The 23,985-nt window shown below is 72.6% G+C and carries 24 protein-coding genes; 15 read left to right on the top strand and 9 right to left on the bottom strand.

Annotated features, from left to right (window positions below; translation table 11 throughout):
• Positions 1 to 3 precede the first annotated feature (3 nt).
• A complete protein-coding gene (locus AB0959_RS06065) occupies positions 4 to 618 on the top strand; it encodes a cupin (protein ID WP_366825231.1) in 615 nt (204 codons plus the stop codon).
• A 219-nt stretch (positions 619 to 837) separates the two neighbouring features.
• On the opposite strand, the gene AB0959_RS06060 is transcribed toward AB0959_RS06065, so the two are convergent.
• The gene (locus AB0959_RS06060) at positions 838 to 1,620 is read right to left on the bottom strand and encodes a TVP38/TMEM64 family protein (RefSeq protein WP_366825075.1); all 783 of its coding nucleotides are present in this window, start codon (positions 1,618 to 1,620) and stop codon (positions 838 to 840) included.
• Positions 1,621 to 2,324: 704 nt separating this feature from the next.
• On the opposite strand from AB0959_RS06060, the gene tuf reads away from it, so the two are divergent.
• Together tuf and AB0959_RS06050 are read left to right on the top strand one after the other, a co-directional pair.
• Positions 2,325 to 3,494 (top strand): elongation factor Tu, encoded by a 1,170-nt coding sequence (tuf, locus tag AB0959_RS06055; protein WP_366825074.1) that lies wholly within the window; start codon positions 2,325 to 2,327, stop codon positions 3,492 to 3,494.
• 110 nt (positions 3,495 to 3,604) lie between these two features.
• Positions 3,605 to 4,450, top strand: a complete 846-nt coding sequence (locus tag AB0959_RS06050; RefSeq protein WP_366825073.1) for a fused MFS/spermidine synthase — start codon at positions 3,605 to 3,607, stop codon at positions 4,448 to 4,450.
• Here AB0959_RS06050 and AB0959_RS06045 read toward each other — a convergent pair.
• Both AB0959_RS06045 and AB0959_RS06040 read right to left on the bottom strand, forming a co-directional pair.
• On the bottom strand, positions 4,412 to 5,737 hold the full coding sequence (locus AB0959_RS06045) for an MFS transporter (protein ID WP_366825072.1): 1,326 nt from the start codon (positions 5,735 to 5,737) through the stop codon (positions 4,412 to 4,414). The two genes, AB0959_RS06050 and AB0959_RS06045, sit on opposite strands and share 39 nt — an antisense overlap.
• 76 nt (positions 5,738 to 5,813) lie before the next feature.
• Positions 5,814 to 6,842: a hypothetical protein gene (locus AB0959_RS06040; protein ID WP_366825071.1), complete on the bottom strand. Its 1,029-nt coding sequence runs from the start codon at positions 6,840 to 6,842 to the stop codon at positions 5,814 to 5,816.
• Between the two features lie 134 nt (positions 6,843 to 6,976).
• On the opposite strand from AB0959_RS06040, the gene AB0959_RS06035 reads away from it, so the two are divergent.
• The 3 genes from AB0959_RS06035 (at position 6,977) to AB0959_RS06025 (ending at position 9,966) form a co-directional block, all read left to right on the top strand.
• On the top strand, positions 6,977 to 7,414 hold the full coding sequence (locus AB0959_RS06035) for a DUF4442 domain-containing protein (protein WP_366825230.1): 438 nt from the start codon (positions 6,977 to 6,979) through the stop codon (positions 7,412 to 7,414).
• Positions 7,415 to 7,684: 270 nt separating this feature from the next.
• Complete coding sequence (locus AB0959_RS06030) at positions 7,685 to 9,244, top strand: carboxylesterase family protein (RefSeq protein WP_366825070.1); 1,560 nt, start codon at positions 7,685 to 7,687, stop codon at positions 9,242 to 9,244.
• A gap of 71 nt (positions 9,245 to 9,315) precedes the next feature.
• Positions 9,316 to 9,966, top strand: a complete 651-nt coding sequence (locus tag AB0959_RS06025) for a DedA family protein (protein WP_366825069.1) — start codon at positions 9,316 to 9,318, stop codon at positions 9,964 to 9,966.
• 105 nt (positions 9,967 to 10,071) lie between these two features.
• Here the strand turns inward: AB0959_RS06025 and AB0959_RS06020 are convergent, their stop codons facing one another.
• Positions 10,072 to 10,602, bottom strand: coding sequence for a gamma carbonic anhydrase family protein (locus AB0959_RS06020; protein WP_366825068.1), 531 nt, complete (start codon positions 10,600 to 10,602; stop codon positions 10,072 to 10,074).
• A 105-nt stretch (positions 10,603 to 10,707) separates the two neighbouring features.
• On the opposite strand from AB0959_RS06020, the gene AB0959_RS06015 reads away from it, so the two are divergent.
• Complete coding sequence (locus AB0959_RS06015) at positions 10,708 to 11,541, top strand: acyltransferase (RefSeq protein ID WP_366825229.1); 834 nt, start codon at positions 10,708 to 10,710, stop codon at positions 11,539 to 11,541.
• A 34-nt stretch (positions 11,542 to 11,575) separates the two neighbouring features.
• Here the strand turns inward: AB0959_RS06015 and AB0959_RS06010 are convergent, their stop codons facing one another.
• Positions 11,576 to 12,442: a DMT family transporter gene (locus AB0959_RS06010; protein ID WP_366825066.1), complete on the bottom strand. Its 867-nt coding sequence runs from the start codon at positions 12,440 to 12,442 to the stop codon at positions 11,576 to 11,578.
• A 92-nt stretch (positions 12,443 to 12,534) separates the two neighbouring features.
• Between AB0959_RS06010 and AB0959_RS06005 the strand changes: the two genes are divergently transcribed.
• A complete protein-coding gene (locus AB0959_RS06005; protein WP_366825065.1) occupies positions 12,535 to 13,107 on the top strand; it encodes an XRE family transcriptional regulator in 573 nt (190 codons plus the stop codon).
• 42 nt (positions 13,108 to 13,149) lie between these two features.
• A complete protein-coding gene (locus AB0959_RS06000) occupies positions 13,150 to 13,707 on the top strand; it encodes a YbaK/EbsC family protein (RefSeq protein WP_366825064.1) in 558 nt (185 codons plus the stop codon).
• A gap of 18 nt (positions 13,708 to 13,725) precedes the next feature.
• Here the strand turns inward: AB0959_RS06000 and AB0959_RS05995 are convergent, their stop codons facing one another.
• A complete protein-coding gene (locus AB0959_RS05995; RefSeq protein ID WP_366825063.1) occupies positions 13,726 to 14,808 on the bottom strand; it encodes a cation diffusion facilitator family transporter in 1,083 nt (360 codons plus the stop codon).
• 62 nt (positions 14,809 to 14,870) lie between these two features.
• Here AB0959_RS05995 and AB0959_RS05990 point away from each other — a divergent pair, with 62 nt between their 5' ends.
• Entirely contained in the window at positions 14,871 to 15,260 is a 390-nt protein-coding gene (locus AB0959_RS05990) for a metalloregulator ArsR/SmtB family transcription factor (protein ID WP_366825062.1), read from the top strand.
• An 86-nt stretch (positions 15,261 to 15,346) separates the two neighbouring features.
• Here the strand turns inward: AB0959_RS05990 and AB0959_RS05985 are convergent, their stop codons facing one another.
• Positions 15,347 to 15,907, bottom strand: coding sequence for an NAD(P)H-dependent oxidoreductase (locus AB0959_RS05985; RefSeq protein WP_366825060.1), 561 nt, complete (start codon positions 15,905 to 15,907; stop codon positions 15,347 to 15,349).
• 133 nt (positions 15,908 to 16,040) lie between these two features.
• Between AB0959_RS05985 and AB0959_RS05980 the strand changes: the two genes are divergently transcribed.
• From AB0959_RS05980 to AB0959_RS05970, 3 genes are all read left to right on the top strand, one after another.
• Complete coding sequence (locus tag AB0959_RS05980; protein ID WP_366825059.1) at positions 16,041 to 16,697, top strand: helix-turn-helix domain-containing protein; 657 nt, start codon at positions 16,041 to 16,043, stop codon at positions 16,695 to 16,697.
• 115 nt (positions 16,698 to 16,812) lie between these two features.
• Positions 16,813 to 17,709, top strand: a complete 897-nt coding sequence (locus tag AB0959_RS05975) for a MoxR family ATPase (protein ID WP_366825058.1) — start codon at positions 16,813 to 16,815, stop codon at positions 17,707 to 17,709.
• 5 nt (positions 17,710 to 17,714) lie between these two features.
• The gene (locus AB0959_RS05970; protein WP_366825228.1) at positions 17,715 to 19,148 is read left to right on the top strand and encodes a VWA domain-containing protein; all 1,434 of its coding nucleotides are present in this window, start codon (positions 17,715 to 17,717) and stop codon (positions 19,146 to 19,148) included.
• A 33-nt stretch (positions 19,149 to 19,181) separates the two neighbouring features.
• On the opposite strand, the gene AB0959_RS05965 is transcribed toward AB0959_RS05970, so the two are convergent.
• Complete coding sequence (locus AB0959_RS05965; protein WP_366825057.1) at positions 19,182 to 19,847, bottom strand: CBS domain-containing protein; 666 nt, start codon at positions 19,845 to 19,847, stop codon at positions 19,182 to 19,184.
• Between the two features lie 40 nt (positions 19,848 to 19,887).
• Positions 19,888 to 20,349, bottom strand: coding sequence for a cyclic nucleotide-binding domain-containing protein (locus AB0959_RS05960; RefSeq protein WP_366825056.1), 462 nt, complete (start codon positions 20,347 to 20,349; stop codon positions 19,888 to 19,890).
• Between the two features lie 280 nt (positions 20,350 to 20,629).
• On the opposite strand from AB0959_RS05960, the gene AB0959_RS05955 reads away from it, so the two are divergent.
• Both AB0959_RS05955 and AB0959_RS05950 read left to right on the top strand, forming a co-directional pair.
• Entirely contained in the window at positions 20,630 to 21,535 is a 906-nt protein-coding gene (locus tag AB0959_RS05955) for a universal stress protein (protein WP_366825055.1), read from the top strand.
• A gap of 60 nt (positions 21,536 to 21,595) precedes the next feature.
• Entirely contained in the window at positions 21,596 to 23,983 is a 2,388-nt protein-coding gene (locus AB0959_RS05950) for a phosphoketolase family protein (protein ID WP_366825227.1), read from the top strand.
• The last annotated feature ends 2 nt before the right edge of the window (positions 23,984 to 23,985 follow it).

Genomic DNA, 23,985 nt, shown 5'->3' with positions numbered 1-23,985 from the left:
CATATGCACCTGACCTGTTCGGAGGCGTACGTCGTCACGGGCGGGCAGGGCGCGGTGCAGACCCTCACGACGTCCGGGTACGAGGTCACGCCCCTCGTACCCGGCACGGTCGCCTGGTTCACGCCCGGCACCATCCACCGGCTGGTGAACGAGGACGACCTGCGCATCACGGTGCTGATGCAGAACAACGGGCTCCCCGAGGCGGGTGACGCCGTGCTGACCCTGCCGCCCGAGTACCTGACGGACCCGGAGACGTACGCCGCCGCCACGGCCATCCCGGCCGACGTGCCGGAGGAGGAGCAGGAGCGGATCGCCCGCGCCCGGCGCGACCTCGCCCTGCGGGGGTACCGTGCGCTGCGTGACGCCGACGGGCCGGAGCCGCTGGCCGCCTTCCACCGGGCCGCGGCCGCGCTGGTACGGCCCCGGCTCGCCGACTGGCGGGCCCGCTGGGAGCGTGGCGCCCAGGCGGCCGCCGCGGCCACGGGAAACCAGCTCGACCGGCTGGAGCGTGGCGATCTGTCGCACCTCTCCGACGCCCTCGTGAAGGCCGAACAGCCCGCCGCGTACGGCAAGTTCGGGATGTGCGGGCGGCTCGACGTCTACAAGGGGACGTCCTGAAGGGTGTCGTGGGCGGTTCCTGAGCCCGCCTCGCGGCAGCTCGAACTCCCCACCGGGCGGACTCGGCGCGCGCCTCGCGGGATCGCGGGCGTACGCGCCGGCCCTCCCGGCGGCGGTCGGCGCCTCGTCACACCACGGCCGGCCCGCCACGGTCCAGCCGGGGTGATGGAGAGCGTCTGAAACGCGAGGGCGCCGGGAGGTCTGAGCGAGGCGCCGGGTTCAGTGCCCGCGCAGGTGGTGCCGCTTGCGCCAGGCGACGACCGCGCCGATCAGGGCCGGAATCGCGATGACCGCCATGGCGATCAGGAACGCGGGTGAGGTCGGGCTCGACGCGCGGGCGCCGGCGACGACGTACGCCGCCGTGTTGGGGACCGAGCCGAGCGCCGTCGCGAGCAGGAACGGCAGCCAGCCCATGCGGGAGACGGCCGCGCAGTAGTTCGCCGCCCAGAACGGCACCCCGGGGAACAGCCGGCACGCCATCATCGAGCGGAATCCGTGCCGGCTGAGCTGCCCGTCGGCCGCCTTCAGGAAGCGGGCGCGCAGCAGCGGACGCAGCGCGTCCTGCCCGAGGATCCGGCCGAGCCCGAACGCGATCCCCGCCCCGAGGACCGTGCCCGACAGGGCGGCGCCCAGCCCGAGCTGCGAGCCGAAGAGGGCGCCCGCCGCGAGGTTGAGCAGCGGCCGGGGCACGAACGCGACCGTGCACAGCCCGTACGCCATCGCGAACACCGCCGCCGCCGCGGCACCGCCGAGCTGTGGCGGCCAGCCGTCGGCCAGCAGCCGCTGCGGCTCGAACAGCAGCACGCTCGACGCGGCCGCCGCGAGCAGCGCGACGAGCAGGGCGAACCGCGACCACGGCGAGAGCATGAGTCTGGTGCAGCGCGCGGCGAGACCGGTCGGCGCCACCGGGGTGACGGTGGCCGGGACGACGGCGAGCTCCGCTGCGGTGGCCTGGGGAACGGCCGTGGCGGTGCCTCCAGAGCGGGTGGTGGCATCGAGCATTCGGCGACAGTAACCGACCAATGTGAGTGATCGCCGTACGGTTCGTCTCATCGGCGTCACAGGAAGTGGAACAGCCGGATACCCCCCTCCGGGTGCGGTATGGCCCCCTCCGGGGCATGGCGTTGACACGAATCACCGCCGCGTACAGCAAGCGGGCGACCGTCAGGGGACCGTCGCCGGGCGTGCGTGTCACCGGGCACGGCGCGCCCGCACCCGGTCTGACCAGGGCCGACGGCCCGGGCCCGCCGGGGGTGGTGCGCCGAACTCTCCCCCTCCGCCCGGCAAGAGGACACCGCGGCCCGTGGCGCGCGCCGCCGCGACCTCCGGCGCGCGGGTGCCACCCCACGTAACCGGCACCCGGACGTTCATGTGAAGCATCTCTCGTCCCGCCGGCTCCACATCTCCCGTCCGGCACCCTTCGTCCCGAAAACCATTCGACGGGTACGGCCGGGTCGGCGATGATCGACGGCATGTTCTGGCAGGCCTTCGTTCTCGCAGCATCCGCGGCAGTCGCGGATGCGCCGAGGGCTGCCCTTCTGATTGTCGCGGCCGCCGCAGACGGCGCCCGAAGCTGACCCTTCCCGGATCGTCCGGCGGACCCCGCAGGGGGAGGGTCGGCAAGTCCTTGGGGTCCCCGTCCCGGCCGCGTTCCCGCGCCGGGGCCATCACTCAGCACCATCACTGAGAGGCTTCGAGGTACCGCCATGCCCAAGACGGCTTACGTCCGCACGAAACCGCATCTGAACATCGGCACCATGGGTCACGTCGACCACGGCAAGACCACCCTGACCGCCGCCATCACCAAGGTCCTCGCCGAGCGCGGCTCCGGCACGTTCGTGCCGTTCGACCGCATCGACCGCGCCCCGGAGGAGGCGGCGCGCGGCATCACCATCAACATCGCGCACGTCGAGTACGAGACCGACACCCGCCACTACGCGCACGTCGACATGCCCGGCCACGCCGACTACGTCAAGAACATGGTCACCGGTGCCGCACAGCTCGACGGGGCGATCCTCGTCGTCTCCGCGCTCGACGGGATCATGCCGCAGACCGCCGAACACGTGCTGCTCGCCCGGCAGGTGGGCGTCAACCACATCGTGGTGGCGCTGAACAAGGCCGACGCGGGAGACGAGGAGCTCAGCGACCTCGTGGAGCTGGAGGTCCGCGAACTGCTCACCGCGCACGGCTACGGGGGCGACTCCGTGCCCGTCGTACGGGTCTCCGGCCTCAAGGCACTGGAGGGCGACCCGCGGTGGACGGCGTCGATCGAGGCGCTGCTCGACGCGGTGGACACGTACGTGCCCATGCCCGAGCGGTACCTGGACGCGCCGTTCCTGTTGCCGGTCGAGAACGTGCTCACGATCACGGGTCGCGGCACGGTCGTGACCGGTGCCGTCGAGCGGGGCACGATCCGCGTCGGCGACCGGGTCGACGTGCTCGGCGCCGGACTGGAGACCGTCGTCACCGGTCTGGAGACCTTCGGCAAGCCCATGGAGGAGGCACAGGCCGGGGACAACGTGGCGCTGCTGCTGCGCGGTGTGCCGAGGGACTCCGTCCGGCGCGGGCACGTCGTGGCGGCGCCCGGCAGTGTCGTACCGCGGCGGAGCTTCACCGCGCGGGTGTACGTGCTGTCGGCGCGGGAGGGCGGTCGGACGACGCCCGTTGCCACGGGGTATCGGCCGCAGTTCTACATCCGTACCGCGGATGTGGTGGGGGACGTCGACCTCGGTGAGGTGGCCGTCGCTCGGCCCGGTGACACGGTCACGATGACGGTGGAGCTGGGGCGGGAGGTGCCGTTGGAGTCGGGTCTCGGGTTCGCCATCCGTGAGGGTGGCAGGACTGTGGGGGCGGGGACCGTGACAGCCGTTGTGTGAGGGTGCTTGCGTGCGTGGGGGACTGCGGGGCCGTTGTGGCTGGTCGCGCAGTTCCCCGCGCCTCTTCGGGGCGCGGCCCTCCGCGGCGCTGTACCGGCACAATGGACCCCGTGACCGAACCCATACCCGTCACCCGCGTCACCGACCAGGGGACCGCCAAGCTCATGCCGGACGTCGACCGGGAGCGGGCCTGGCTGCTGACGGTGGACGGGGCGCCGCAGTCGTACGTCGACCTGGACGCGCCCGCGCATCTGGAGTTCGAGTACGCGCGGCGGCTGGGGCACGCGCTGGACACGGTCGCCGAGCCGGGGAGGGCGCTCGACGTGCTGCACCTCGGCGGGGGAGCGCTCACCCTGCCGAGGTACGTGTCCGCGACCCGGCCCGGCTCGCGGCAGCACGTGGTGGAGGCCGACCGGGGACTGCTGGACCTGGTCGTCGAGCACCTGCCCCTGCCCGACGGCCACGGCATCGCCCTGCACGGCGCGGACGCCCGGGAATGGCTCGAAAGCGCCCCGGCCGACTCGGCGGACATCGTGATCGCGGACGTCTTCGGCGGCTCGCGCGTCCCTGCGCATCTGACGACCGTGGCGTACGCGCGGGCCGCCGAGCGGGTGCTGCGTGCCGACGGCGTCTACCTGGCCAATCTCGCCGACGCGGCGCCGTTCGCCTTCCTCGCGTCCCAGCTCGCCACGTTCGCCGCGGTGTTCAAGGAGCTCGCGCTGATCGCCGAGCCCGCCGTGCTGCGCGGCCGCCGCTTCGGCAACGCGGTGCTCCTGGCCGCCCACCACCCGCTCGACACCGCCGCCCTCGCTCGCCGCACGGCCGCCGACGCCTTCCCCGCGCGGGTCGAGCACGGCAGGGCACTGCGCGACCTCATCGGCACCGCCACTCCCGTGCGCGAGGAGGACGCCGTACCGTCACCCGAGCCGCCCGACGGGGCCTTCGGTATCGGCTGATCCGCCGTCCGGGCCGGGCTTCGGCCCTGCCTCGCCGTCGGGGGCGCCCTGGGCCACCGGCCTGCTGCGCAGCGTCAGACTCCGTACGTCCCGCACGCCCAGCACCGCCGCCGTCGCCACCACGACCAGCGCCGAGCAGCCCCACAGGGCGGCCGACCGCCCGAAGGCACTCTCCGCCGGACCCGCGAGCGCCGTGGCGAGAGGCACGACCGACACGGAGCCGAACCAGTCGTAGGCGGCGACACGGGACAGTTTCTCCTCGGGGATCTCCTGGTGCAGCGCGGTCATCCAGGAGACGCCGAAGACCTCGATCGACAGACCGCTCACGAACATCGCCACGCACAGCAGGGTGACCGGGACGGGTACCGCGAGCGCGGCGGACGGCAGGGCGAACGGGAAGACGCACAGGATGCCCACGAGGAGCAGCCGCCGGGGTTTCCAGCGGGTCATCAGCAGCGCACCGGCCGCCATGCCCGCCCCGTACAGTGCGAGCGCCATGCCCCACGGGCCCGCCCCGCCCAGATGGTCCCGCGCGACCTGGGGGCCGTAGACCGAGTCGGCCGCGGAGATGACCGCGTTGACCAGGGAGAACTGGACGACGATCGCCCACAGCCAGGTGCGGCCGGTGAACTCCCGCCAGCCGTCCCGGAGATCGGCGAGCAGACCGCCTCCCGGTTCGCGCGGCGGGATGTGGCTCACATCGAGGAACGAGCGCATCGCCCCGGCGATCGCGAACGCCGCCGCGTCCACCGCGAGCACCCAGCCGGGCCCGACGACGGCCACCATCACGCCGCCGAGGGCCGCGCCGCTCAGCGTCGCGCCCTGCGACGCGAAGCGGAACAGGGCGAAGGCGCGGCCCGCCTGGTCGCTGGTCACCGAGGCCAGCAGCATGCCCTCGGCCGCCGGGTTGAAGAACGCCTGCCCGGTGCCGCCGAGGGCGGACAACAGCATCATCTGCCACAGCCGCGGCTCGCCGGACAGGACGAGCACCGCGAAGGCGCCCTGCGAGAGGCAGTTGAGGGTGTTGGCCGCCACCATCACGTGGTGCCTGGGGACCCGGTCCGCGAGCGCGCCGCCGATCAGCAGGAACAGCACCAGGGGCAGCGTCCGCGCCGCCGCGACCAGGCCGACGTCACCACCGTCGCCGCCCGTCTCCAGGACCGCGAACGCCGCGGCGATCAGGGCGCCGTGGCTGCCCAGGTTGGTGACGACCGCGGCGGCGGTCAGCAAGGTGTAGTTGCGGCCCGCCCAGGCGGGGCGAAGGCGGGAGGTGGGGGGTGAGGTCACTGGGCGACTATGGCGCCGTGAGGCCGCCTTGCCAAACAGGTTTTCGGCCTCTGAACGCAGGGGCCCGTTCGGTGGATCAGCCCTTCATGAGGCGCACCGTGCTCAGGATCTTCCGCACCGTGGCCTCCGGGACCTCCCCGTCGACTCCCTTGGCGCCGAACAGGCTCCAGGCCACGAAGTCGCCGGAGGCGTTCTTGAACGCGAAGGTGACGGCCTTGCCGTCGCTGTCGCACTTGCCCTTCTGGGGAGAGTCGGCGGAATAGGCCGTGGCGAGGCTTCCGGTGAGGCCGGACTTCGTGGTGTACGACTTCGCCCTCGTGTACGTGATGCTCTTCGTGTCCGGCTGGGTGTAGCCGCCGTAGACATACAGGGACACCCGGTTCTCGGCCGCCTGGTTGGTGTTGCTGGCGCCGTTGTCGCCGCTCGTTCCCGTGATGGCCAGGGGGGTCTCGTCCTTGGTGCCGTCCCTGCCGTCGTCGTTCGTGCACCACTTGGGCTTGAGATAGGCGGGGGAACTGACGCTGACCTGGCCGGTTTTGCCGTCCTGCTTCCACTCGAAACCGGTGATCCTGCCCGGCGTTCCGACCTCCCAGCCGGCGGGGACGTCGAACACCGTGCCGTACTTCGGGTTGATGACGACCTTCCAGCCCGCGACGGTCGGCTTCTCCTCCTCGGTGCTGCGCGAGTCGTCCTCGCCGTCGTCAGCGCGGTCGTCGGACGCCGAAGCGTCGGGGCCGGCGGACGCGCTCGCACTGGCCGAGGCCGTCCCCTTGCCGTTGCCGCCCGCTGCCTCCTCGTCCTTGTCGCCGCCGAAGACGAGGAAACCGGTCACCCCGGCCGCGATCACCACGGCCGTGGCCGCCACGATGGCGGTGATCTTCGTCTTGTTCCCGTCACCGCCACCGTCACCGCCACTGCCACCGCTCGGCGGCTGCGGGGCGCCGGCGGAAGCCTGCGCGCCCCACTGCGCCTGCGCGTACGGGTTGGGCTGCTGGTACCCGGGCTGCTGGTACGGGTTGGGCTGCTGGTAACCCGGCTGCTGGTACGGGTTCTGGTCCTGCGGGTGGTGCTCGCCCCCGGGCGGCTGCTGTTGTCCTGGCCACATGGGCAGCAACCCTAGAGCGCCCGCGACACGTTTCGGTGACGTCCCCTCGTCAGCCCTGTACCAGGGGACCGTCCGGATACCCTGGCCAAGGGTGGCTACTCGTGGGTAACATCCGCGGTATGAGCGCAGACCAGATGTCGATCGGCGAGATGCTCGCCGCCACGGTGCCGATGGCCAGGACGCTGAACCTGGAGTTCCTCGAGACCACGCCGGAGCAGGCCGTGGTGGCCCTGCCGGACCAGAGCGAGTACCACAACCACGTCGGGGGGCCGCACGCCGGCGTGATGTTCACGCTGGGGGAGACGGCCAGCGGCGCGGTCGTGCTCGCCGCCTTCGGGGACCAGCTCTCGCGCGCCGTACCGCTCGCGGTCAGCGCCGAGATCGCCTACAAGAAGCTCGCCATGGGCCCCATCACGGCCACCGCGACGCTCGGCCGCCCCGCCGCCGAGGTCGTCGCGGAACTCGACGCCGGAGAGCGCCCCGAGTTCCCCGTGTCCATCGCCATCCGGCGCGGCGACGGCGCCGTGACGGGCGAGATGACGGTTGTCTGGACGCTCCGGCCCAACGGCTGAACGGTCTGCTGAACAGTGCCGCGAAACGCTGCCGGGGCGAACCGCCCCGGCGGCTTTCGCCTGCTCCCGTGCGTCCCGTGTTCGGCTCGTCCGCCCCTTCAGCATCTGTTGAAGCGACGCCAATTCGTGTTCACTTCATTGACACGAGTCATCTCCCGTCCTAGTTTTCGCGCCGGACCCGTGGTGTCCGACGGCATGTCAACTGACCTGTGCCGCAGGGCGCGTTCAAAGGGCGAACGCCAAGGGCGGCACCACTGTGGAGGTGACCGAGTGTTACGTCGGCTGATCACCGGGCTCACGGCCCTCGCGGCCGCTCTCGTGGCCCCGCTGCCGGCCCAGGCCGCCCAGGATCCCGTGGTCGTGCGTACCGGCGCCGGCTGGGTCCGGGGCGAGACCACCGCCGAGGGACGGCAGTTCCTCGGGATCCCCTACGCACAGCCGCCCGTGGGGAAGCTCCGCTGGAAGGATCCGCGCCCCGTCCGCCCGTGGCAGGGAGTGCGCACCGCCGAGGACTTCGGCAACAGGTGTGTGCAGGGCGCGAGTTGGGACCCGGGCTATGAGCGGCCCAGCCACACCGAGGACTGCCTCGACCTCAACGTGTACGTCCCCCAGGGCTCCGAGCGCCGGCCGGTCATGGTCTGGCTGCACGGCGGCGGGCTCACCGCGGGCGCGGGCGAGGACGTCGTGCCGGACATCTTCGCCCGGCAGACCGGCACGGTCGTCGTGACCGTCAACTACCGCCTGGGCGCCATGGGGTTCCTCGCCACGGCCGGACTCGACGACGAGGCCCGTGACGGCGTCTCGGGCAACTTCGGGATGCTCGACCAGCAGGCCGCGCTGCGCTGGGTGCGCGCCAACATCGGCCGCTTCGGCGGCGACCCGGGGCGCGTCACCATCGCGGGCGAGTCCGCGGGCGGCCGCTCGGTCTGCACCCAGCTGGCCTCACCCACCGGCAAGGGCCTGTTCCGTGCGGGCATCGTCCAGAGCGGCGCGTACGGCGACTGCGCGGCCCGCACCCACGACACCGCGGTCGGCCAGGGCGCGGCCTTCATGGAGAAGCTGGGGTGCGCGAGCGCGGCGTGCCTGCGCGGCAAGTCCGCCGAGGAGGTCCTGGCCGCCCAGGCGGGCTTCGACTGGGGTCCCGTGACCGGCGGCGACTTCCTGCCCCTCCAGCCCGCCGAGGCGTTCGGGAAGGGCGCCGCCGCCCGTGTCCCCGTCCTCAACGGCGCCAACTCCGACGAGGGACGGCTCTTCGCCTTCGCGCAGTTCGACAACAACGGCACGCCGCTCACCGCCGAGCGGTACCCGGCCGTCATGCGGTCGGCCTTCGGTGAGCGCGCCCTGGAGCGTTACCCGCTGTCGTCGTACCCCTCGCCGACCCTCGCGTACGCCGCCGCCATGGGCGATGTGCGCTTCGCCTGCCCCGCGCTCCGGCTCGACGAGGTGCTCGCCACCCGCGGTCCGGTCTACGCCTACGAGTTCGCCGACCGCACCTCGCCGCCCTTCGCCTCGCTGCGGAACCTCGGCACGGACTTCGACTTCGGGGCGACCCACGTCAACGAGGTGCAGTACCTCTTCAAGCACTTCGGCCTCGACAGCCCGCTGAACGCCGAGCAGCGCGTGCTGGCGCGGCAGATGGTCCAGTACTGGGGCTCGTTCGTCCGCGACGGCGTGCCGCGTGCCGCGGGGCAGCCCGCGCTGCCGGACGGGCGCGATTCCGTGCTCTCCCTGCGGGCGGCCACGGCGGGTGGCAATGTGGTGAGCGCCACCGTGCGCGACGAGCACCAGTGCAACCTCTGGGACGCCTCCGCCGTCACAGTCAACAGGTAGGCTGCTCCGGCGTGCGCCCATGGCCGGGCGCGCGCCGGAACGCAGGGTCCGGTGACAGGGGAGGAGCGGCGTTGCACGTCCAGGAATGGCTCGAGACGGTGCCCGCGGTCAGTATCTATCTGCTCGTGGGTCTGGTCATCGGGCTGGAGAGCCTGGGCATCCCGCTGCCCGGCGAGATCATTCTGGTCTCCTCGGCGCTGCTCGCCTCGCAGCACGGCGAGATCGATCCCGTCGTCCTCGGCGCCTGCGCCAGCGCGGGCGCGATCATCGGTGACTCCATCGGCTACGCCATCGGCCGCAAGGGCGGGCGCCCGCTGCTGGCCTGGCTCGGTGCCAAGTTCCCCAAGCACTTCAGCGAGGGCCACATCGCCACCGCCGAGCGGTCCTTCGAGAAGTGGGGCATGTGGGCCGTCTTCTTCGGCCGCTTCGTGGCCCTGCTGCGCATCTTCGCCGGCCCGCTCGCGGGCGTGCTCCGGATGCCGTACTGGAAGTTCCTGACCGCCAACGTCCTCGGCGGCATCCTGTGGGCCGGCGGCACGACCGCGGTCATCTACTACGTGGGTGTCGTCGCCGAGGCCTGGCTCAAGCGGTTCTCGTGGCTGGGGCTGGTGGCGGCGGTGCTCTTCGGGGTGGGTTCGATGCTGATCCTGAAGCGCCGGGCGAAGAAGGCGCAGGCCGAGACCTCGGCGGCCGAGCCGGAGCCGGTCCCCGCGGCTGAGTGAACCGACGAGCCCCGCACCCCGAAAGGGGCGCGGGGCTTTCACATGCTGCGGCTCCGCCGCGGGGTCCGCCCGGCCACGACGAACCCGCCGGACCGGCGCCGTTCTTCATCCCCCGTGTGCCTCCCGGTGCGTCTGAGCCAGCTCCACGTACACCGCCGCGTTGAGCGCGATCCCCTCCCGCTCCTCCTTCGTCAGCTCCCGCTTGACCTTCGCCGGGACCCCCGCGACAAGCGACCCCGGCGGCACCCGCATTCCCTGCGGCACCAAGGCCTGCGCGGCCACGAGTGAGCCCGCACCGATCACCGCCCCGTTCAGCACGGTCGCCCCCATCCCGATCAGGCAGTCGTCCTCCACGGTCGCCCCGTGCACCACCGCGTTGTGCCCGATCGAGACGCGCTCGCCGATGGAGATCGGGAACCCGAGGTCGACGTGGAGCGTGCAGTTGTCCTGCACATTGCTCCCGGCCCCCACCACGATCGGCTCGAACTCGGCGCGCAGGACCGCGCCGTACCAGACGCTCGCGCCCGGCTGCAGCGTCACACCGCCGAGCAGCACGGACGTCGGCGCCGCGAACGCCTCCGGATCCACCTTCGGGTCCTTGCCGCCCACGCCCGCGATCAGGGCCTCGTGCGTCATCGCTCACTCACTCCTTGTCTCGACGGCCCGTCGGCTCGTCGGTAGGGGCACCGTAAGCCATCGGTGCCCCGGGCCGTGGGGCGAAGATCACAGCCGTACGAGACCATGGGCACGGCTCCCGCTGAGTACGGTGAGCGGGTGCCCGAGCGCAAGAACACGTTCTCATCCTGGCGTCGCCGCCTGGCCCAGCGCGCCGTCCACGCGGGCTGGGCCTGGGTGCAGCGCACGGGTTCCGTGACCGCCGACCACCCCGGAGCTTTGCGCTTCGGTGCGATAGGAACCGGTACCAGACTCGCCTTCCCGCTCGGCACGGTGTTCGGCGAGCCCTGGATCCACCTCGGATCGCACTGCATCGTCGGCGAGCAGGTCACGCTGACCGCCGGGCTGATGCCCGACCTCGACCTCGGCCCCGACCCCATCCTGCGCCTCGGCGACGGCGTCGTCCTCGGACGCGGCAGCCACGTCATCGCCGACACCACGGTCACCATCGGCAGCGACTGCTACTTCGGGCCGTACGTGTACGTGACCTCCACGAACCACTCGTACGACGATCCGCACGAGCCCATAGGCAAGCAGTGGCCGCGTATGGAGCCGGTGTCGATCGGGCCCGGCTGCTGGATCGGGACGGGGGCGGTGATCCTGCCGGGGGCGCGGATCGGGCGGAACGTGGTCGTGGCCGCGGGAGCGGTCGTACGGGGGGTCGTGCCCGATCACTCGGTGGTGGCCGGGGCGCCCGCCAGGGTCGTACGGAGCTGGGACCCGGTGGCGGGCTGGGAGCCGCCGCTGCGGACTCCGGCGCCGGTGCCGATCCCGGACGGGGTGACTCCCGAGCAGTTGCTGGCGCTGGCGGAGTTGGGCGAGGGCACCGTGAACGCGCTCGCGCAGGTGGACGCCGAGGGGGTGGCGGGGCTCGCGGAGCGGGCCCCGAAGGGCGAGTAGCGGCCCGGCGGGGCGCGGACCCTCAGCCGCTGGTTCAGCCCGTGGCCAGCAGGACCGTGCCGACGAGGGCGAGGCCCGCGCCCGCGGCCTGGACTCCGCGCAGCCGTTCCCCGAGGACGGCGCGTGCCGCCAGGGCCGTCACCACGGGGTAGAGCGAGGCGAGGACCGCGGCGACCGTGACCGGGCCCTGCTGCGCGGCCACCGAGTAGGTGCCGTTGGCGCCGACGTCCGCGAGGCCCACGAAGGCGAGCGCCGGGAGCGAGCGCCAGGGGAAGCCCTCCGCGGGGAGAGCGGGGGTGCCACGCCGCACCGAGACGTACAGGGCGGTGCCGCCGGCGACGACGTTCGTGACGCGCTGCACGAACAGCGCGAGGAACAGGCCGGTGAGCGTCGTCGAGGCCTCGGCGATCAGGGCCATGACCGCGCCGAAGCCGAACGCCGCCAGCAGGGTCAGCAGGACGGCCTGCCGCTGGACCGGGGCGCCCCGGAGCTGGGGTCCGCCGGCGAGCACCACACCGGCGACGGCGACGACGATCCCCGCGAGGTGCAGCAGCCCGGGACGTTCGCCGAGGACCAGCCCCACGCCGACGGGCACCGCCACCCCCAGGGAGCCCAGCGGGGAGACGACACCCATGGGGCCCAGGGCGAGCGCCTTGTAGAAGGCGAGCATCGCGACCGGTCCGACGAGACCCGCGGCCACCGCGAACCACAACTGCGGTCCGGCCTCGCTCCAGCCGCCGGTCGCGACCACGATCGCACCGAGCACGACGACGGCGATGGACTGCGAGACGACCACCACCGTGAGGGCGGGGATCCGTCGCGTCAGCATTCCGCCGCCGAAGTCGGCCAGCCCCCACAGGAGGCTGGTGGCCAGGGCGAACAGAGCCGGCGCCGTTGTCATCGGGGACCTCGCAGTACAGTGCGGTGAACGAAGGGTGCACCACACCGTAGTTCATTGTATTGAACGCTGTCATTCAGAATATTGGACGGAATGTGTCGGACCTCGACCTGCTGACCCAGTCCCTGGCGCGGAACGTCAAGCGCTGGCGCACCGAGCGCGGCTTCACACTGGACGCGCTCGCCGCCCGGGCCGGCGTCAGCCGCGGCATGCTCATCCAGATCGAGCAGGCCCGCACCAACCCCAGCCTCGGCACCGTCGTCAAGATCGGTGATGCCCTGGGGGTCAGCATCACCACGCTGCTCGACTACGAGCAGGGGCCCAAGGTCCGCGTCGTCACGGCCGACCAGGTGGTACGGCTGTGGCACACGGAGGCGGGCAGCTACAGCAGGCTCCTCGCCGGAACGGAGGCGCCGGGCCCGCTGGAGATGTGGGACTGGCGGCTGATGCCGGGCGAGAGCAGCCGGTCCGATCCGCACCCGGTCGGCACGGTCGAGATCGTCCATGTCACGGCGGGTGAACTGACGCTCACCGTTGAGGGCATGGAGTACCGGGTCCCGGCGGGCGACAGCGCCACCTTCGAGGCCAACGCCACGCACGCGTACGCCAATCAGGGCGACGTCCCGACGGAGATGGTGCTGACGGTGTCGGTGCCGCCGGTCCGCTGAGACGCCGACTCGACCGTCCTTCCGGCCTGTTAGCGTGCGGCCATGCGCGCGCCCATCGGACACTTCGACCACGCCCGCCCCGCTCCCGCCGGCCTCGACGACCTCACCGCCCCCGTCGCCGACGCCGTACGGAACTGGAGCGGCAGCGTCCCCGCCGAGCAGATCGTGTACGTCGACACGGATCCCGAGTGGGCCGACACCGCGGTGTTCGTGCGGCACTACGGGCAGGAGCTGCTCGAACAGTCCGCGAACTGCGTGGTCGTCGCCGGCAAGCGTGGCGGTGACACGACGCTGGCCGCGTGTGTCGTGCTGTCCACGACCCGCGTCGACGTGAACGGCACGGTCCGGCGCCAACTCGGCGCCCGCAAGGCCTCGTTCGCCTCGATGGACATGGCGACCGGGGAGACCGGCATGGAGTACGGCGGCATCACGCCGATCGGGCTGCCCGCTCAGTGGCCGGTGTTGGTGGACTCCGCGGTCGTCGACCTGCCGTACGTGCTCGTGGGCAGCGGACGGCGGCGCGGGAAGCTGCTGGTGCCCGGCAAGGCGTTCGCGGAGCTGCCGAACGCGGTGGTGCTGGAGGGGCTCGGGGTCGCCTGACGGGGACTGCCGCGGTCCTCAGGCCGCCGTGTGGTGGGCCAGCGCGAGGTGCGGGTCCGCCTCTCCCGGCGCCGGTGCCGGATCCGCGTGGACCAGGGCCGCGGTGAGTTTCGGGACCGCGTGCAGCAGGGCGTGCTCGGCCTCGACGGCCGTGCGGTGCGCCTGCCGTACGGTCAGGTCCCCGTCGACGACGACCGCGACCTCGGCCCGCAGCCGGTGGCCGATCCAGCGCAGCCGCAGCTCGCCCACCTCCCGCACGCCCGGCACGTCCCGCAGTGCCCGCTCGGCGCGGTCCACCAGCGCCGGGTCGACGGCGTCCAGAACGCGTCCGAACACCTCCCGCGCGGCGTCGCGCAGCACGAGCAGGATGGCGGCCGTGATCGCCAGCCCGACCAGCGGGTCGGCGAGCTGCCACCCGAGCGCGGCGCCGCCCGCGCCCACCAGGACCGCCAGTGAGGTGTAGCCGTCCGTGCGCGCGTGCAGTCCGTCCGCGACCAGAGCCGCCGAGCCGATCGCGCGGCCGACGCGGATGCGGTAGCGGGCCACCCACTCGTTGCCCAGGAAGCCGATGACGGCGGCCGCCGCGACGACCGGGACGTGGTGCACGGGCCGCGGGTCGATCAGCCGGTCGACCGCCGTCCAGGCCGCGAAGGCCGCGGAGGCGGTGATGGTCAGCACGATCGCGATGCCCGCCAGGTCCTCGGCGCGCCCGTAGCCGTACGTGAAGCGGCGCGTCGCCGCGCGGCGGCCCAGCACGAAGGCGATGCCCAGCGGAACGGCGGTGAGGGCGTCGGCCGCGTTGTGCACGGTGTCGCCGAGAAGCGCGACCGAGCCCGACAGCACGACCACGACGGCCTGTGCCACCGCCGTCGCGCCGAGCACGGTCAGCGAGACCCACAGCGCTCTCATGCCGCGGGCGGAGGACTCCAGCGCGGTGTCGAGCTTGTCGGCGGTCTCGTGGGAGTGGGGGGTGAGGAGGTGGCGCAGGCGGGACAGCGGTCGGTGAGGGGAGTGGTCGTGATCGTGTCCGGGCCCGTGCCGGTGGGTGTGGTGGGTGCCGTTCCCGTGCTCGTGGTGGCGGGCGTGCTCGTGGTCGCTCACGTCGGTCCCCTTCCGGTGCGCGGGAGTGGACGTCCTCGCGCCCACAGGCCCATTATGTGCGTATGAGCGCACGCATGCACCTGTCACCTGCGCATGATGCGCAGCCGCGCACCGGCAGCGCGTCGGACGGCCACCCGAGCGCGCCCGGCGAGGAGCAGTTCGCGCTGGCCGCGGAGCTCCTGGGGCTGCTCGGCGACCGTACGCGGCTGGCCCTGCTGCACGCGCTGTCCGGGGGTGAGGCCGACGTCACGACGCTCACGGAGGCGTGTGGCGCGGCACGTCCGGCGGTGAGCCAGCACCTGGCGCGGCTCCGGCTCGCGGGACTGGTGGGCACCCGGAAGGAGGGGCGACGGGTGATCTACTCCCTCCGTGACGGCCATCTGCGGCGCGTGGTGGACGAGGCCCTGAGTCTGGCCGACCACCGGCTCACGGACCGGCCCGCGCACGACTGAGTGCCGGCCGGTACGCGGAACGGCTCCGGGCGGAGGCGGTGTGCCTCCGACCGGAGCCGTCCGGTGTGCCGTGCGTTCGCCCGGAATCAGGCGGCAGCCGCGCCCGCGGACGTGGTGAGCTGCTCCAGGACCTGGGTCAGACCGGTGACGACCTCGGCGTCGTCGGCCGGGTGGGTCTCGGCGAAGCGGACCACGGAGCCGGGGATGGAGAGCTTGGCGTCCTCCAGGACCGTGGCGCCGGCGATACCGACGGACTTGCGGGTCTCGTCCTGCGCCCACACGCCGCCGAACTGGCCGAAGGCGGTGCCCACGACGGCGGCCGGCTTGCCGGAGAGCGCACCGGCGCCGTACGGGCGGGACAGCCAGTCGATGGCGTTCTTCAGGACGGCCGGGATCGTGCCGTTGTACTCGGGGGAGAAGAGCAGGAAGCCGTCGGTCCGGCCCGCGGCTTCGCGCAGGCGGGCCGCGGCGGCGGGGACGCTGCCCTCGACGTCGATGTCCTCGTTGTAGAACGGCACGTCGGCGAGGCCCTCGAACAGCTCGATCTCGACGCCCTCGGGGGCGTGCTTGACGGCGGCCTCGGCGAGCTGACGGTTGTGCGAACCCGCACGGAGGCTGCCGACGAGCGCGAGGATGCGAACGGACATGAGCTGACTCCTAGCAAAAGCGATGAGAAGCTGAGCGAACCGGGGGTGGTTAAACGGACCGGGGTCCGTTGAAAGGTGTACCACTTATCCGGACCGCGGTCCACTTGTCTGTGGTGAGCGTTACTCTCGTTTCATGACCGAGCCGCTGCCTCTCTTTCCCGTGTCCCAGGAGCGCGACCCCCTAGACGGGCTGATGGACCTTGTGCCGACCCCCGCTGACCAGCCGCGACTGCGGGCCGACGCGGCGCGCAACCGCACCAGGCTGCTGGAGGTCGCCGCCCGGCTGGCGGGGGAGTGCGGCGCCGCCAATCTGACCATGGAGGCCGTCGCCACCGCCGCCGAGGTCGGCAAGGGCACCGTCTTCCGGCGGTTCGGCGACCGCACCGGTCTGCTGATGGCGCTCCTCGACCATCACGAGCGGGAGATGCAGAGCGCGTTCCTGACCGGGCCGCCGCCTCTCGGCCCGGACGCGCCCCCCGCCGAGCGGCTGACGGCCTTCGGCGCGGCGGTGATCCGGCACGAGTACGCCCACCGCGACCTGTACCTGGCGGCGCGGGCGGACGCCTCCCGCCGTCACACCAGCGGGGCGGCCCTCCTCCGGCTGAGCCACATCTGCATGCTCCTGCGCCAGGCCGGGGCGAAGGGCGACACCGAGCTCCTGGCGCAGACGCTGCTGGGGTACCTGGACATCACCCTCGTCGATCACCTGATATCGCGTCGCAGGATGACGCTGGAACGGCTGGATGCCGGGTGGCGCGACCTCGTCGGGCGTCTCGTGGCGGTGGAGTGAGCGTGAACGTTCGGACGAGCGGGGCGCGCGCGAAGCGACCGCTTGGTAACTTGCGTACGTATCGCACGTGGGGCTGAACAACGCGCCGCACGCCGGGTGAGGGGGAGCTGGGGACATGGCCGACGAGCAGGGAGACCGTACGAGCAGCGACGGGACCGGGTTCTTCTCCTCCGTGGACGACGTCGTCGCGCGCCTGGCGGAGGCGGGGTACCTCGCCTCGACGGCAGTCGCCACCACGGTGTTCCTTGCCGACCGGCTCGGCAAGCCCCTGCTGGTGGAGGGCCCGGCGGGCGTCGGCAAGACGGAGCTGGCCAAGGCGGTGGCCCGCGTCGGCGGCGCCCGCCTGGTCCGGCTCCAGTGCTACGAGGGCATCGACGAGTCCCGCGCCCTCTACGAGTGGAACCACGCCAAGCAGCTCCTGCGCATCACCGCCGGACGCGACGAGACCTGGGACGAGACCCGCACCGACATCTTCAGCGACGAGTTCCTGCTCACCCGCCCCCTGCTCACCGCCATCCGCGGCGACGAGCCGACCGTCCTGCTCATCGACGAGACCGACAAGGCCGACGTCGAGGTGGAGGGCCTCCTCCTGGAGGTGCTCAGCGACTTCCAGGTCACCGTCCCCGAGCTGGGCACGATCAGCGCGACCCGGCGCCCCTTCACCGTCCTCACCTCGAACGCGACCCGCGAGCTGTCCGAGGCCCTGCGCCGCCGCTGCCTGTTCCTCCATCTCGACTTCCCCGACGCCGAGCTGGAGCAGCGGATCGTACGGCTGAAGGTGCCCGGCCTGGACGCCGTGCTCGCCGACTCGCTCGTCCGGGTGATCGGCGCCCTGCGCGCGATGGAGCTGCGCAAGGCACCCTCGGTGGCCGAGGCGATCGACTGGGCGCGCACCCTGCTGGCGCTCGGCGCGGACACCCTCGACGAGTCGGTCGTCCGCGACAGCCTGGGCGTCGTCCTCAAGCACCAGGACGACATCGCCAAGGCCACCCAGGGGCTGACCCTGGTATGAGCACGATGAGCACACAGGGCGCCCCGGCGAGCACCGTGCTGCCCGAGCGGCTCACCGCCTTCGTACGGGCGCTGCGCGGCCACGGGATACGGGTCGGTCCGGCCGAGACCGTGGACGCGGCGGACGTTCTGAAGGTGCTGGGCCTGACCGACCGGGAGCGGATCCGCGAGGGCCTGGCGGCCGCGCTGCTGCGGGCCGACCGGCAGCGTGCCGTGTTCGACGCCACCTTCGACCTGTACTTCCCGCTCGGCACGGGCGAGCTGGCGGCCACGCGCGCCGCGCCCGCCGCGGACGTCACCGAGCTGCGCGACCGCCTCGCCGAGGCCCTCGCCGCGAACGACGCCTCCGCCCTGACCCAGCTCGCCGGCGAGGCCGTGGACATGCTCGGCGCGTACGGCTCGATCGGCCGGACGGGCTCGTCGGGCTCACCGGGCATGGGCGGCTGGTCGGCCCACCAGACCCTCGACCGGCTCCGCCCTCAGACACTGCTGGCCCGCATCCTCGCGGCCGGCCGCGCAGGCGGATCCGGACCGTCGGGGGCGTCCGGGGCGCCCGGCGGCTTCACCGAGCGGCTCGAAGCGGACGAGATCCGGCGCCGTATCGAGGACTTCCGCCGCCGGGTGGGCGCCGAGGCACGCCGACGGGGCGCCGAGCACCGGGGCACCGACGAGATCGCCCGGCGCGCCGTCGCCCCGAGCGCCGACCAGGTCGACTTCCTCATCGCCAACCGTGAGCAGCTCACCGAGCTGCGCCGCACCCTCCAGCCGCTGGCCCGCAAGCTCGCCACGCGGCTCGCCGCCCGCCGGCGCAGGGCGGCCCGCGGGCAGATCGACATACGCCGTACGCTGCGCCGCTCCCTGTCCACCGGGGGCGTGCCCCTGCGCCCCGCCTACCGCAGGCACCGGCCCGCCCGCCCGGAGATCGTGCTCCTGTGCGACGTGTCCGGCTCGGTCGCCGGGTTCGCGAACTTCACGATGCTGCTGGTCCAGGCCATGCGCGACCAGTTCAGCCGGATCCGTGTGTACGCCTTCGTCAACCGCGTCGACGAGGTCACGCACCTCATCACCACGGGCGCCGCCGACCCGGCCGGACTGGGCCGGAGGATCGCCACCGAGGCGGCCGTGTCCGGCTGGCACGGCAGCAGCGACTACGGCTCCGCGCTGGGCGAGTTCGCCGAGCGCCACCTCGACGCGGTCGGTCCGCGCACCTCCGTGATCGTCCTGGGCGACGCCCGCACCAACGGCTTCGACCCGAACGTGCCCGCGCTCCGGCGTATCGCCGCCCGGGCCCGCCGCGTCCACTGGTTCAACCCCGAGGCGCCCGCCCACTGGTCGACGGGCGACTCCGCGGCCCACGCGTACGCCGAGGTGGTCGACATGCACGCGTGCCGCAACGCCCGGCGTCTCGGGGAACTGGTGACCCGGTTGCTGCCGGTCTGACGGAGGGCGACGGGAGCTTCGCGGTCCACGCGGTCAATACGCCTCGGGGGCGCGGTACGGGCCCGTGAGATCGCACTCGACGTCCACCACGCCCTCGACGGCGCGGACCATACGGGCGGCGATCGGGATCAGCGCGACATCCCTCACGCGGCCCGTGACCTTGACGACGCCGTCGTGGACGGCCACGTGGACCGGCGACAACGGGGCGGGGAAGAGATACGACACCACCTCGTGCCGCACCTCCTCGGCGATGTCCTCGTCCTCCCGGAGAAACACCTTGAGCAGGTCCGCGCGGCTGACGACGCCCTGCAGCATGCCGTGGTCGTCGACGACGGGCAGCCGTTTGATCCTGGCGTGCGCCATGGTGCGGGCCGCCGCCGCGAGCGTGGCGTCCGCGTGGACGGTGACGGCCGGGCTGGTCATCAGCTCTCCGGCCGTGACCGCCCGGGCCTTGGCCAGATCCGTCAGCCGGCCGAACCGGACGGGCCGGTCCGGCTCACTGGCGCGGAACTCCTCCTTCGGCAGCAGGTCAGCCTCGGAGACGACTCCGACGACGCGGCCCTCGCCCTCCAGGACGGGCAGCGCGCTGACTCCCCACTGCTCGAGCAGCCGGACGATCTCCTTGAAGCCCGCCCCACGGCCGACGGCCGCGACCGTGGTGGTCATCACGTCGCTCACGATGCGGGGTGTGCTGTGCACGGTGACTCCAAGTCCGCGTTCGTGGTGGGAGCTGTCGGGGTCAGCGGCCGCCGCTGCCGTACGGGGCGTACAGGTCCAGCAGCCGGGTCCGCGCCGACCGCAGCCGGTGGGCCAGGATGCCGCCGATCCACTCGGCGACGGCCAGTCCGAACGCGGGATCCTCCTGGCACAGGGCGCGCACGGTCACGGCGTCGAACTCGTACGCCCGGACCGGGCTCGTCGCCTCGGCGCCCAGGTGCCAGGTGTGCGGGGCGAACAGCCAGGACCAGCCGACGAGGTCGTTGATGCCCAGGGTCTCGATCACCACCGCGCGGCGGCCCGGCACCCGCATGTCGAGGTCGACCGTGCCGGTGCGGATGACCCAGAACCGGTCCGCGCGGGCCTCCTCCTCGAACAGCCGGGTGCCCTGGGGGAACGACACCTGGTGCGCCATGGTGATCAGGCGTCGGCGGTGCTCGGCGGGGAGCGCGCGGAACAGGGGGGTGGTGGGGGGAGCGTTCATGGCGGTGCCTCCACGGGGGCGTACGGAGCTGCCATCTCCAGCGTCGCTCCGTGCGTCTGTGCTCGCCATGGGCGATCCGGCCCTTTGAGGGGGCAATGCGGGTTGTTTGTCGGCTGCGGGTGCTTCGTGGCTTGTCGCGCCCACGCGGCGGAGCCGCACATGGATACAGCCCCGCGCCCCTTATCGGGGCGCGTTCCCTCGCCCCCTTCGTATCCCGTACCGCGGGTACTCGCCCAGCGCCGGTGACGAACCGAACCCTCCGGTCAGGGAGGTGCCCACCATGCCCCGCACTGTCACCGTCGGGCTCGACGGGTCGCCCGAGAGTCTGGCCGCCGCCGAGTGGGCGGCGCGTGAGGCCGGGCTCAGAGGGCTGCCGCTGCGGCTGGTCAACGTCTGGGAGCCGGTTCCGGAGCCGATGGGGCAGGCGCCGCTGCTGGGCGCGGACGTCGAGCACGAGTGGAGGGAACCGGCTCCCCGGAGGGCGGCGGACGGCATCCGGCTGCGCAACCCGGGTCTCGAGGTGATCGTCGGGCAGCTCTCCGGCACCGCCGCGAAGGTGTTGACCGAGGAGACGAAGGACGCCGAGCTGCTCGTCCTCGGGTCCCGCGGACTGAGCGGCCTCGGCGGCTACCTGGTCGGTTCCGTCGGCCAGTCCGTCGTCGCGCACGCGACGGTGCCCGTCGTGCTCGTACGGGCCGGGGAGCAGGCCGCCGACGAGCACCTGCGGGACCCGGCGGGCGAGCCGTCCGTCGCGACCCCCTACCGGCCGGTCGTCCTGGGCCTCGACACCGACAGGCCGGACGACGTCCTGATCGGGTTCGCCTTCGACGCGGCGGCCCGGCGCGACACGGCGCTGAAGGTCGTCCACGGCTGGAAGTCGCCGCCCCACTTCGCGCACGGCATCCCCGAGCACCGGGAGCTCGAGGCCGAGCTGGGCCGGTGGGACGGCGCCGTGCTGGCCGAGGTGCTGGGCCCCTGGAAGTTCAAGGCCCCCGACGTCGAGGTCGTCGAGGACGCCCGGCCCGGCAAACCGGCCCACCACCTCGTGGAGGCGTCACGGGGGGCGTCCCTCGTGGTCGTGGGCCGCCGCATCCGCCGTACCCCGTTCGGCACCCACATCGGGCCCGTCACCCACGCCGTCCTGCACCACGCCACCGCACCCGTCGCCGTCGTCGCACACGGCTGACCCGTCCGAGGACCCGCCGACCCCAGGGAGGCACCCATGCCGAAGACCACCCGCCAGGACATGCCCGACGGCGCCCACCAGGACCGCCGCACCGCCCTGAGCGACGAGGAACTGCGTGCCCTGGACGCCCACTGGCGGGCCGCCAACTACCTCGCCGCCGGACAGATCTACCTGCTCGCCAACCCCCTGCTGACCGAGCCCCTCGCGGACGTCCACATCAAGCCTCGGCTGCTGGGCCACTGGGGCACGTCACCGGGGCTCAACCTCGTGTACACGCACCTCAACCGGGTGATCAAGAACCGAGGTGTCGACGCGCTCTGCGTCTGGGGGCCCGGCCACGGCGGACCCGCGGTCCTCGCGAACTCCTGGCTGGAGGGCAGTTACAGCGAGACGTACCCGGACGTGCCCCGGGACGCCGAGGGCATGGCACGGCTCTTCCGGCAGTTCTCGTTCCCCGGCGGGGTGCCCAGCCATGTCGCTCCCGAGACGCCCGGCTCGATCCACGAGGGCGGTGAACTGGGCTATTCGCTGGCGCACGCGTACGGCGCCGCATTCGACAACCCGGACTTGCTGGTCGCCTGCGTGATCGGCGACGGGGAGGCCGAGACGGGGCCGCTCGCCGCCTCCTGGCACGCGAACAAGTTCCTCGACCCGGTCCACGACGGCGCCGTGCTGCCGATCCTGCACCTCAACGGCTACAAGATCGCCAACCCGGCGGTGCTGGCCCGGCTCCCGGAGTCGGAACTCGACGATCTGCTCAAGGGGTACGGCCACGAGCCCATCCACGTCTCCGGCGACGACCCCGTCCAGATCCACCACGCCCTGGCCGAGGCCTTCGACCGGGCGCTGGACCGCATCGCGCGGCTGCAGCGCACGGCGCGTGAGGAACGCCCGAGTGAGCGGCCGCGCTGGCCCGTCATCGTGCTGCGCACACCGAAGGGCTGGACCGGGCCCGCCTGGGTGGACGGGGAACCGGTGGCGGGCACCTGGCGCTCCCACCAGGTGCCGCTGTCCGGCGTCCGCGAGAACCCGGAGCACCGGCGGCAGTTGGAGGCATGGCTGCGCTCGTACCGCCCCGAGGAGCTCTTCGACGCCGAGGGCCGCCCCACCGCCGACGTCCTCGCCTGTGTCCCCGGGGGCGACCGACGGCTCGGCTCCACCCCGTACGCCAACGGTGGCCTCAGGGCCCGGCAACTGCCGCTGCCGCCCCTCGACGGTTTCGCCGTCCCCGTCGACAAGCCGGGCGTGACGCTGCACGAACCGACCCGGGTCCTCGGGGGCTTCCTCGCCCAGGTCATGCGGGACACCGCGACCCGCCGCGACTTCCGTCTGGTCGGCCCCGACGAGACGGCGTCCAACCGGCTGGATGCGGTCTACGGTGCCAGCGGCAAGGCGTGGCAGGCCCAGACGATCCAGGTCGACGAACACCTGGACCGGCACGGCCGGGTGATGGAGATCCTCTCCGAACACCTCTGCCAGGGCTGGCTGGAGGGATATCTGCTGACCGGGCGGCACGGCCTGTTCTCCTGCTACGAGGCGTTCGTGCACATCGTCGACTCCATGGTCAACCAGCACATCAAGTGGCTGAAGACCTCGCGGGAGCTGCCCTGGCGGGCCCCGATCCCCTCGCTCAACTACCTGCTCACCTCCCACGTCTGGCGCCAGGACCACAACGGCTTCTCCCACCAGGACCCCGGCTTCGTCGACCACGTCCTCAACAAGAGCCCCGACGTCGTACGGGTCTATCTGCCGCCGGACGCCAACACCCTGCTGTCCGTGGCCGATCACGTGCTGCGCACCCGCGACTACGTCAACGTGGTCGTGGCGGGCAAACAGCCCTGCTTCGACTGGCTGTCCACGGACGAGGCCCGCGCCCACTGCGCCCGCGGCGCCGGGATCTGGGACTGGGCCGGCACCGAGGACGGCGACCGCGACCCCGACGTGGTCCTCGCCTGCGCCGGTGACGTCCCCACCCAGGAGGTGCTGGCCGCGTCCGGCCTGTTGCGGCGCCATCTCCCGGAACTGGCCGTGCGCGTGGTGAACGTCGTCGACATGACCCGCCTCATGCCCAAGGACGACCACCCGCACGGGATGCCCGACTCCGAGTACGACGCCCTGTTCACCACCGACAAGCCGGTGATCTTCGCCTACCACGGCTACCCCTGGCTGATCCACCGCCTCGCCTACCGACGCACCGGCCACCGGCACCTGCACGTCCGCGGATACCGGGAGATGGGCACCACGACCACACCGTTCGACATGGTCGTGCGCAACGACCTGGACCGCTACCGCCTCGTCATGGACGTCATAGACCGCGTCCCCGGGCTGGGCGTCCGCGCCGCCGGCGTACGCCAGCGCATGGCCGACACCCGCACCCGCCACCACGCCTGGATCCGCGAACACGGCACCGACCTGCCGGAGGTGGCGGACTGGACGTGGGCCGGCTGAAC

It is taken from the genome of Streptomyces sp. NPDC046862, assembly GCF_040704615.1.
Lineage (GTDB): Bacteria > Actinomycetota > Actinomycetes > Streptomycetales > Streptomycetaceae > Streptomyces.
This window is presented reverse-complemented; position numbering and strand designations above follow the sequence as displayed.